The following is an 8244-nucleotide window of genomic DNA, read 5'->3' as shown; positions in this document are numbered from 1 at the left end:
ACTTGTCCTTCTTCGGGCGCTTCTCGCTGATCTTCATCGTGACGTCGATCGGCGACCCGGCGAACCCGAACTCCTCGCGGATGCGCCGCTCGATGAAGCGCCGGTAGGTGTCCTCCAGCCAGCCGGAGGTGAACAGCACGAACTTGGGCGGCTCGACGGACGCCTGCGTGGCGAACAGGATCTTCGGCTGCTTGCCGCCCCGGACGGGCGGCGGCGTCGCGTGCACCAGCTCGGTGAGGAACGCGTTGAGCCGCGCCGTCGGCACCCGGGTGGACCAGGAGTCGAGCGCCTTCTCCAGCGCCGGCACCAGCCGGTCCATGTGGCGGCCGGTCTTGGCGGAGATGTTCACCCGCAGCGCCCACGGGGTGCGCACGAGCTGCCGGTCGATCTCCTTCTCCAGGTAGTAGCGGCGGTCTTCGTCGACGAGGTCCCACTTGTTGAAGGCCACCACCATGGCCCGCCCCGACTCGATCACCAGGCCGATGATCCGCAGGTCCTGCTCGGTGAGCGGCTCGCTGGCGTCGATCAGCACGATCGCCACCTCCGAGCGCTCCAGGGCGGCGCGGGTGCGCATGGCCGCGTAGAAGTCGGCGCCCTGCAGCTCGCGGTCGCGCCGCCGGATGCCGGCGGTGTCGACGAAGCGCCAGGTGCGCCCGCCCAGCTCGATCAGCTCGTCGACCGGGTCGCGGGTGGTGCCCGCCATCGGGTCGACCAGCACCCGCTCCTCGCCCGCCAGCTTGTTGAGCAGCGAGGACTTGCCCACGTTGGGCTTGCCGAGCAGCGCCACGCGGGCCGGGCCGCGCTCGCCGCCGAAGGTCACCTGCGGCGTCTCGGGCAGCGCGTCGAGCACCACGTCGAGCAGGTCGCCGCTGGAGCGGCCGTGCAGCGCGGAGACCGGGTAGGGCTCGCCCAGGCCGAGCGCCCACAGCGCGGCGGCCTCCAGCTCCAGCTGCTGGTTGTCGACCTTGTTGGCGGCCAGCAGCACCGGCTTGCCCGACTGGCGCAGCACCGCGCCCACGATCTCGTCGGCGTCGGTGGCGCCCACGGTGGCGTCGACCACGAACACGATCACGTCGGCCAGCTCGACGGCGACCTGGGCCTGCTCGGCGATGCGCAGGTTCATGCCGGTGGCGTCAGGGTCCCAGCCGCCGGTGTCGACGACGGTGAAGCGGCGGCCGCGCCAGTTGGCGTCGTAGGTGACGCGGTCGCGGGTGACGCCCGGAACGTCCTCCACGACTGCCTCGCGGCGGCCGATGATGCGGTTGACCAGCGTGGACTTGCCCACGTTGGGGCGGCCCACGATGGCCACGACCGGCAGAGGCGTGGTGTCGCCGTGCTCGGTGACTTCCAGCTCGTCGAGGTCAGCCTCGACCCAATCCCCCGTTGACATGCTTGTTCATCCTTAGGTGAGTACCGCACCTGGAGGTCAGGTGCGCTCCTTGACCAGCCTCAGCACCTCCGCGATGACCTCTTCGAGGTTCAGCGCGGTGGTGTCGAGCTCGACGGCGCCATCCGCCATCGAGAGTGGGTCCGTCTTACGTGTCGAGTCCAGGGTGTCACGCCGCTCCATGGCGGCCTGCTGCGCCTCCACCGTCGAGCCGGCCAGCTCGGCGCTCCTGCGCCGGGCACGGGCCTCGGCGCTGGCCGTCAGGTAGACCTTGACGGGCGCGTCGGGGCAGACGACCTTGCCGATGTCGCGGCCCTCGACCACGATGTCACCGGCGGCGGCGATCTCCCGCTGCAGCGCGACCAGCCGCCTGCGCACCTCGGGGACGGCGGCCACGGCGGAGACCGAGCCGGTCACCTCGGCCTCCCGGATGGGCCCGCCCACGTCGACGCCGTCGACCAGGATCGTCGGCCCCTCGGGGTCGGTGCCGGAGACGATGGACGGCTCGCCGCAACGGGCCGCGACCGCCTCGGGATCGGCCAGGTCGACGCCCTGCCGGAGCATCCACCACGTCATCGCCCGGTACATGGCCCCGGTGTCGAGGTAACGCAGGCCCAGCGCACGGGCGACCCCGCGCGACACGCTCGACTTGCCCGACCCCGAAGGACCGTCCATGGCGACGACCAGACCGGACACGGCCTCTCCCTCTTCACGTGTGTTTCCCCAACCTGAAGAGGCTACCGCCTCCGGTCAGTCCGCGATCCAGCTCCCGTGGAAGCCGAGCGGGACCCTGGCGGGCAGGTGCACGACCGCGACCGGCTCGCCGGTGAAGTCCTGGGCCGAAAGGATCACCAGGTCGGCCGCTCCCCTGGCCGGGTCGTTGACGTAGGTGAGCAGGTAGCCGTCGTCCTCGGCGGCGCCGGAGGGCACGAAGACCGGCTCCCCCACGTACGCGCCGCGCCCGAACCGCCGCGCCTCCTGCGTGCCGCGTTCCAGGTCGTGCTTGATGAGCGTGTTGTCGAACGCCTCGTCCGGCAGGTCCTCCAGCTCGGCGGCCGGGTAGATCACGTCGTGCAGGTCGGCGGCGGCCGAGGTGTAGCCATAGCGGTACGGGCTGCCGGTGCGGCGCTCGTCGATGCGGGGGAACTCCTGGGGGCGGTCGTCCAGGCGGGTGGTGGTGACCCGGCCCGCGCCGGGGTCGATGCGCCACCGGTCGAGCGTGGGCGCGCCGCCCAGGTCGAGCCGGGCGTCCACGAACCGCTTGGGGTAGCGGACGACGTCCACCACGACCTGGTCGCCGTCGTCGTAGGCGTTGAGGGTGTGGAAGACCCAGCAGGGGTCGATCTCCACCCACTGCACGTCGCCGGTCTCGCGGGAGAGCAGGCCGAGCCGGGCGGGCCGGGCGTTGTCCCACGCGTACGGGAGCGGCGCGCCGCGCTCGGCGTGGGCCATGCTGAGCGTGACCGGCAGGTCGTAGATCACGACGTACCGGCGGGTCAGCGCGAAGTCGTGCAGCATCGGGCGGTCGGCGACGGGGATGTCCCTGACCTGGGCCACCACGCCCTTGGGGTCGATCACGATGTGCTGATGGTGGTCCCAGCCGGCGAAGTAGGCCATCGCGTGCAGCTCGCCGGTGACCGGGTCGAGGTGGGTGTGGGCGGCGTACCCGCCGGGCAGGCCGCCGACGAAGTCGCACGCGCCGACCGTGTCGAGCTCGTAGCTCAGCTCGTACGGCAGCCCGCCCGCCTCGACGGTCGCGAACGTGCGCCCGGCGATGCCGATGACGTGCGTGTTGGCCGCGAAGTCCATGCCCGCGTGCACCGGGCCCGGCGCCGGTGGCTCGCCCAGCCGGCGGGCCACCTCGGCGTTGCGCACCCACCGGTTGCGGTACCACTCGGCCCGCCCGCCGCGCAGCCGCACGCCGTGGACCATGCCCTCCCCCATGAACAGGTGGGTGGCGGCCGGGTCGTCGAGGCTGAGCGGGTTGGGGCCGTTGCGCAGGTAGCGGCCGTCGAGCTCGGCGGGGATGCGGCCGGTGACCTCCAGGTCGAAGGCCGTGATCTCCTCCGTCGCGGGTGCGAAGCCGTTGCGGAAGGGGGTGCTGGTCATCGTGCGCTTCCTCTCAGGTCAGGAACGGCGTGAGCACGGAGGTGTAGAGCAGCCGGTAGCGCCGCTCCGCCTCGGCGCTGTCGAAGAAGCCGGAGATCTCCAGGCTCACCGCGCCGTGGATCGCCATCCACAGCACGTCGGCTATCTCGCCGGAGTCGGCCCCGCGCAGCCGTCCGGCCTCCAGGCAGGCGGCCACGGCCTCGACCAGGATGTCGAAGGTCCGCCGGCCGGCCGCGACCGCGTCGGGGGCGGGCTGGAAGCCGTGCATCGCGTTCTGGAACATGACCCGGTAGTAGTCGGGCTCGTCCAGCGCGTACTCGCGGTAGGCCGCCAGGCCCGCGTGCAACGCCGGGAGCGGGTCCTCCTGGGCGGGGACGGCCAGCAGGCGCGCCTCCAGCCGGGCGAAGCCCTCCAGCCACAGCGCCTCGCTGAGACCGTCCTTGCCGCCGAAGAGGGTGTAGATCACCTTCGTGGAGCAGCCGACCTCGCCGGAGATGCGCCGGACGGTGAGCGCCGCCGGGCCCTCGGCGACGAGCAGGTGTTTGGCGGCGTCGAGAATGGCCGTCCTGACCACGCTCTGGCCTTCCTGCTGGGCTTGCCGGTACGCGGTGACCGCCATGTGAGTAACACCGTTTCTTCTCGGTAACGCTGTTACCGACCTTTGTACGCCTCCTGCGTCCCGCCGTCAATGCCGCCGGCGAGGAGTAAGGGCGTCCGCCCAGGTAAGGAGGTCCGGCGTGACGGAGACGAACCGAGCGCGGGTCACGGTCGTGGTGGCCACCAGGGACCGGGTCAGAACGCTGGCCCGGACGATCCCCCGCCACCCGAGGCCGGTGATCCTCGTCGACAACGGCTCCTCCGACGGGACCGCCGGGTTCGTCCGCAAGCACTTCCCCGACGTCCAGGTGGTCGAGGCGGGGGCCAATCTGGGCGCGCCGGGCCGCAACGTCGGCGTGCGCCTGGCCGAGACGCCCTACGTCGCCTTCGCCGACGACGACTCCTGGTGGGCGCCCGGCGCCCTGGAACTGGCCGCCGACGTGCTGGACGCCCACCCCCGCCTGGCCGTGCTGGGCGCGCGCGTGCTGGTCGGGCCGCAGGAGCGGCTGGACGCGGCGTCGGAGGCGATGCGCGACTCCCCGCTCGGCGTCGAGGACGACCTGCCGGGGCCGAGCGTGCTGGGCTTCCTGGCCTGCGGGGCCGTCGTGCGCAGGGAGGCGTTCCTGGAGGCGGGCGGCTTCGACGACGTGATCTTCTTCTTCGGCGAGGAGGAACGGCTGGCCGTGGACCTGGCCGCGCGCGGCTGGGGGCTGGCCTACGTGGACGACGTCGTCGCCCACCACCACCCCTCCCCCGCCCGCGACCCGCGCGGCAGGCAGGCGCTGGCGGCGCGCAACGCCGTGCTGACCGCCGTGCTGCGCCGTCCCTGGCCGGTGGTGGCGCGCCGGTCCCTGGAGGCGCTGCTGGGCGGTCCGGCGGGCCGGGAGGGGCTGCGCACCGCCGTACGGCGGCTGCCCAGGGCCCTGGCCGCCCGGCGCGGCCTGCCGGTCGCCGTGGAACGCGCCCGCCGCAGACTGGAGCGCACGGCCGGCTGACGCCGTGGGCGGGGCTCGGCGCCGGCCCGTCGCGTCGTGCTCAGTGCCCCCGGTCAGTGAACGTCAGGGGACCTGCCAGCCGCGTTCGCGCAGGGCGTCGGCGAGCGGGGCGGCCGCGTCCGGCTGGACCCACAGCTCGGCGATGCCCAGGGGCAGCCCGGGCGCGTGCTCCAGCCGCACGTCCTCGACGTTGACGCCGACCTCGTCGCACACCTGGAACAGCCGCGCCAGCTGGCCGGGACGGTCACCGATGACCACCTGGACGACCACGTACGCGGGAGCGGGACCGCCGTGCTTGCCGGGGATGCGCCCGTGCCCGGCGACGCCGCGCTTGAGGAGCTGGGTGAGGTCGCCGCTCGCGGTGCCGTCGCCCTCGGCCAGGGAGCGCAGCGCGGTCGCGGCCTCGGCCAGGTCGCGGGAGACCGCCTCCAGCACCTCGGCGACCGGGGTCGCGTTGCCCGACAGGATGCCGAGCCAGAGCCCGGGGTCGCCGCCCGCGATCCTGGTCACGTCGCGCACCCCCTGCCCGGCCAGGCCGAGCGCGACCTCGGTGGCGTCGGCCAGGCGGGCCGCCACGGCCGAGGCGGCGACATGCGGGGCGTGCGAGACGACGGCGACCGCGCGGTCGTGCTCCTCCGCGCCCACCTCGACGGGGTTGGCGCCGCACAGCTCGACCAGCTTGAGCACCGCCGCCCTGGCGTCGTCGGCGGCCTCGCCGGTCGGGCAGAGCGCCCATGGCCGGCCGAGGAACAGGTCGGCCCTGGCCGCGCCCGGACCGGACTTCTCCCGCCCGGCCAGCGGGTGGGAGGCGACGTAGGTCGTCAGGTCGCAGCCGAGCCGCGCGGCCATGCGGATGGGCTCGGCCTTGACGCTGGCGACGTCGGTGTAGAACCGGGCCACGCCGCGGCTCTGCAGCTTCAGCAGCTCGTCGGCCACGTGCGCCGGGGGCACCGCGATGACCGCCAGGTCGACCTGCCCGGCGGGCAGCCGCTCCGGCTCCCACTCCTCGCCCGCGCCCAGTTCCCTGGCCAGCCGCACGGCGGCCGCGTCACGGTCGGCGAGCAGCACGCGCACGTCGTGCTTGCGCAGCGCCAGGGCCGCCGAGGTGCCGATGAGACCGGTGCCGACGACGAGCACGGTACGGAGTTCCGAGGCCATATCGATGTCCTGATTTATCGGGCTAGTGAGAGTGTTGCCTGCCGTGTCCGTCAGGCACGTGCCGCGCGACGATCCGGCTCACGCCGGTCGCCTACTGGGCGATGTCCTGCCGCAGCGCCACCGCGCCCCGCAGATACACATGCTGCATCTCTGCCCGCGGACGGTCGGTCTCCACATGCGCCATCAGGCGCACCACGCGCGGCAGCGCCCCCGGCACGCCGATCTCGGTGCAGCAGATCAGCGGCACGTCGTGGAAACCCAGCTTGCGCGCCGCGAGGGCGGGGAACTCGGAGGTCAGGTCGGGGGTGGCGGTGAACAGCACGCTGATCACGTCGTCGGTGGTCAGGCTGTTGCGCTCCATGATCGCCTGGACCAGCTCGGTCGTCCCCTGGATGATCGAGTCGCGGTCGTCGGCATCCACCTGGATCGCCCCGCGGATCGCCCGCACCATGCGCCCTGTTCCCCTTCCATAGCGGGAGAGCCCGTGCGGAGAATGCGCACGGGCCCCTGCGTTCCGGCCAGATTACAGCTTCACGGCCGCGTAAAGCTCGCCGACCTCCTTCAGGCTCAGCGCGCGGACCGTGCCGGCCTTGGTGCGGCCCAGCTTCACCGGACCGAACTCGATCCGGGCCAGGTCGATCACCCGGTGACCGGCCTCCTCCAGCATGCGCCGCACGACGTGCTTGCGGCCCTCGTGCAGCACCACCTCGACCAGCGCCTGCTGGCCGTGCTCCTGGACGATGGCGAAGCTGTCGGCCTTGGCGATGCCGTCCTCCAGCTCGATGCCCTGCTTGAGCCTGCGGCCCAGGTCGCGCGGGATCGGCCCCGGCACCTTGGCCCAGTACTTCTTCTGCACCCCGTAGCTCGGGTGCGTCAGCCGGTTGGCCAGCTCGCCGTCGTTGGTGAGCAGCAGCAGGCCCTCGGTCTCGGTGTCGAGCCGGCCGACGTGGAACAGGCGGGGAGCCAGCTCCTCGACGTAGTCGGCCAGGCACGGGCGGCCCTGCGGGTCGTCCATGGTGGACACGACGCCGATCGGCTTGTTGAGTGCGTAGTAGACGAGGTCGGGGGCGGTCGGGATGCGCTTGCCGTCGACGTGGATGACCTGGGCGGCGGGGTCGACCTTGGCGCCGAAGCGGCGCACGACCTGGCCGTTGACCGTGACGCGGCCGTCGCCGATCATCTCCTCGCAGGCGCGCCTGCTGGCCACGCCCGCCTGGGCGAGCACCTTCTGCAGGCGAACGCCGTTGGGCACCTCGGTGGTGTCGCGCTCGTCGGTGTAGTCGTCGTCGTAGAAGGCACGGTCGCGCAGCGGCTGACGGGCGGCCTTGACGCGCCTGGCCTGGGGGCTCTCGGCGCCGGCCGTACGACGTCCGCCGCCGAGCGTCTGCACGTCGTCGCGCCTCGGGGTGCGCGGCTGCTGCCCGCGGGGGTTGTCCTCGCGCCTGCCGAAGCGGGCGCGGGTGTTGCCGGCGGAGGCGGACCTGGGAGCGTCGTCCCTGCGCCCGCCGCGGTCGGCACGGAAGCCGCCGCGCTCCTGACGCTCGCCGTCGCCGCCGCGTACGGGACGCCCGTCGCCACGGGAGCCGGCGTAACCGCCACGCTCCCCGCGCCGCTCGCCCGCGTAGCCGCCGCGGCCCGCGGAGGATCCGCCACGACCGCCGGAGAACCCGCCGCGGCCGCCGGAGAACCCGCCACGGTCACCCGAGAAGCCACCGCGCTCGCCGGAGCCGCCACGGTCGCCGGAGTATCCACCACGGCCGCCGGAGCCGCCGCGGTCGCCGGAGTACCCGCCGCGCTCGCCACCGGCGTAGCCGCCGCGCTCACCGCGCCGGTCGCCGCCGTAGCCGCCGCGCCGGTCGTCGCCGAACCTGCTCCGGTCGCCGGGCCGGGAAGCCCCGCCGAAGCCCTCGCCACGCGGCCGGTCCCCGCCCTCACGACGCGGACGGTCGAAACCGCCCTCACGGCGTGGACGGTCGAAACGGTCGCCGCCACGCGGGC

General features: G+C 73.4%; 8 protein-coding genes. 1 reads left to right on the top strand and 7 read right to left on the bottom strand.

Features of this window, described 5'->3' with window-relative positions; all coding sequences use genetic code 11:
- The 4 genes from der to ACWCSD_RS41930 form a co-directional block, all read right to left on the bottom strand.
- The coding region (gene der / locus ACWCSD_RS41945; protein WP_449923353.1) for a ribosome biogenesis GTPase Der at nt 1–1390 on the bottom strand (1390 nt) is incomplete at its 3' end.
- 36 nt (nt 1391–1426) lie between these two features.
- Nucleotides 1427–2083, bottom strand: a complete 657-nt coding sequence (cmk, locus tag ACWCSD_RS41940; RefSeq protein WP_397166197.1) for a (d)CMP kinase — start codon at nt 2081–2083, stop codon at nt 1427–1429.
- Nucleotides 2084–2137: 54 nt separating this feature from the next.
- A complete protein-coding gene (locus ACWCSD_RS41935) occupies nt 2138–3496 on the bottom strand; it encodes a carotenoid oxygenase family protein (protein ID WP_449923350.1) in 1359 nt (452 codons plus the stop codon).
- 13 nt (nt 3497–3509) lie between these two features.
- A complete protein-coding gene (locus ACWCSD_RS41930; RefSeq protein WP_397166193.1) occupies nt 3510–4115 on the bottom strand; it encodes a TetR/AcrR family transcriptional regulator in 606 nt (201 codons plus the stop codon).
- 118 nt (nt 4116–4233) lie between these two features.
- Here ACWCSD_RS41930 and ACWCSD_RS41925 point away from each other — a divergent pair, with 118 nt between their 5' ends.
- On the top strand, nt 4234–5088 hold the full coding sequence (locus ACWCSD_RS41925) for a glycosyltransferase family 2 protein (RefSeq protein ID WP_449923346.1): 855 nt from the start codon (nt 4234–4236) through the stop codon (nt 5086–5088).
- A 63-nt stretch (nt 5089–5151) separates the two neighbouring features.
- Here the strand turns inward: ACWCSD_RS41925 and ACWCSD_RS41920 are convergent, their stop codons facing one another.
- The 3 genes from ACWCSD_RS41920 to ACWCSD_RS41910 all read right to left on the bottom strand — a co-directional run.
- Nucleotides 5152–6246: a prephenate dehydrogenase gene (locus ACWCSD_RS41920; protein ID WP_397166190.1), complete on the bottom strand. Its 1095-nt coding sequence runs from the start codon at nt 6244–6246 to the stop codon at nt 5152–5154.
- Nucleotides 6247–6337: 91 nt separating this feature from the next.
- Nucleotides 6338–6697, bottom strand: coding sequence for a chorismate mutase (gene aroH, locus ACWCSD_RS41915; RefSeq protein ID WP_357968329.1), 360 nt, complete (start codon nt 6695–6697; stop codon nt 6338–6340).
- Nucleotides 6698–6769: 72 nt separating this feature from the next.
- Nucleotides 6770–8244, bottom strand: a 1475-nt coding sequence (locus ACWCSD_RS41910) for a pseudouridine synthase (protein ID WP_449923342.1), incomplete at its 5' end; no start/stop codon positions are given.

The sequence above is a fragment of the Nonomuraea sp. NPDC001684 genome (genome assembly GCF_053596515.1).
This window is presented reverse-complemented; position numbering and strand designations above follow the sequence as displayed.

What these genes read in the sequence shown, in the direction of transcription:
- ACWCSD_RS41920 (WP_397166190.1), bottom strand. Translation starts at nt 6,246, where the DNA reads ATGGCCTCGGAACTCCGTACCGTGCTCGTCGTCGGCACCGGTCTCATC.
- aroH (WP_357968329.1), bottom strand. Translation starts at nt 6,697, where the DNA reads ATGGTGCGGGCGATCCGCGGGGCGATCCAGGTGGATGCCGACGACCGC.
- ACWCSD_RS41935 (WP_449923350.1), bottom strand. Translation starts at nt 3,496, where the DNA reads ATGACCAGCACCCCCTTCCGCAACGGCTTCGCACCCGCGACGGAGGAG.
- ACWCSD_RS41930 (WP_397166193.1), bottom strand. Translation starts at nt 4,115, where the DNA reads ATGGCGGTCACCGCGTACCGGCAAGCCCAGCAGGAAGGCCAGAGCGTG.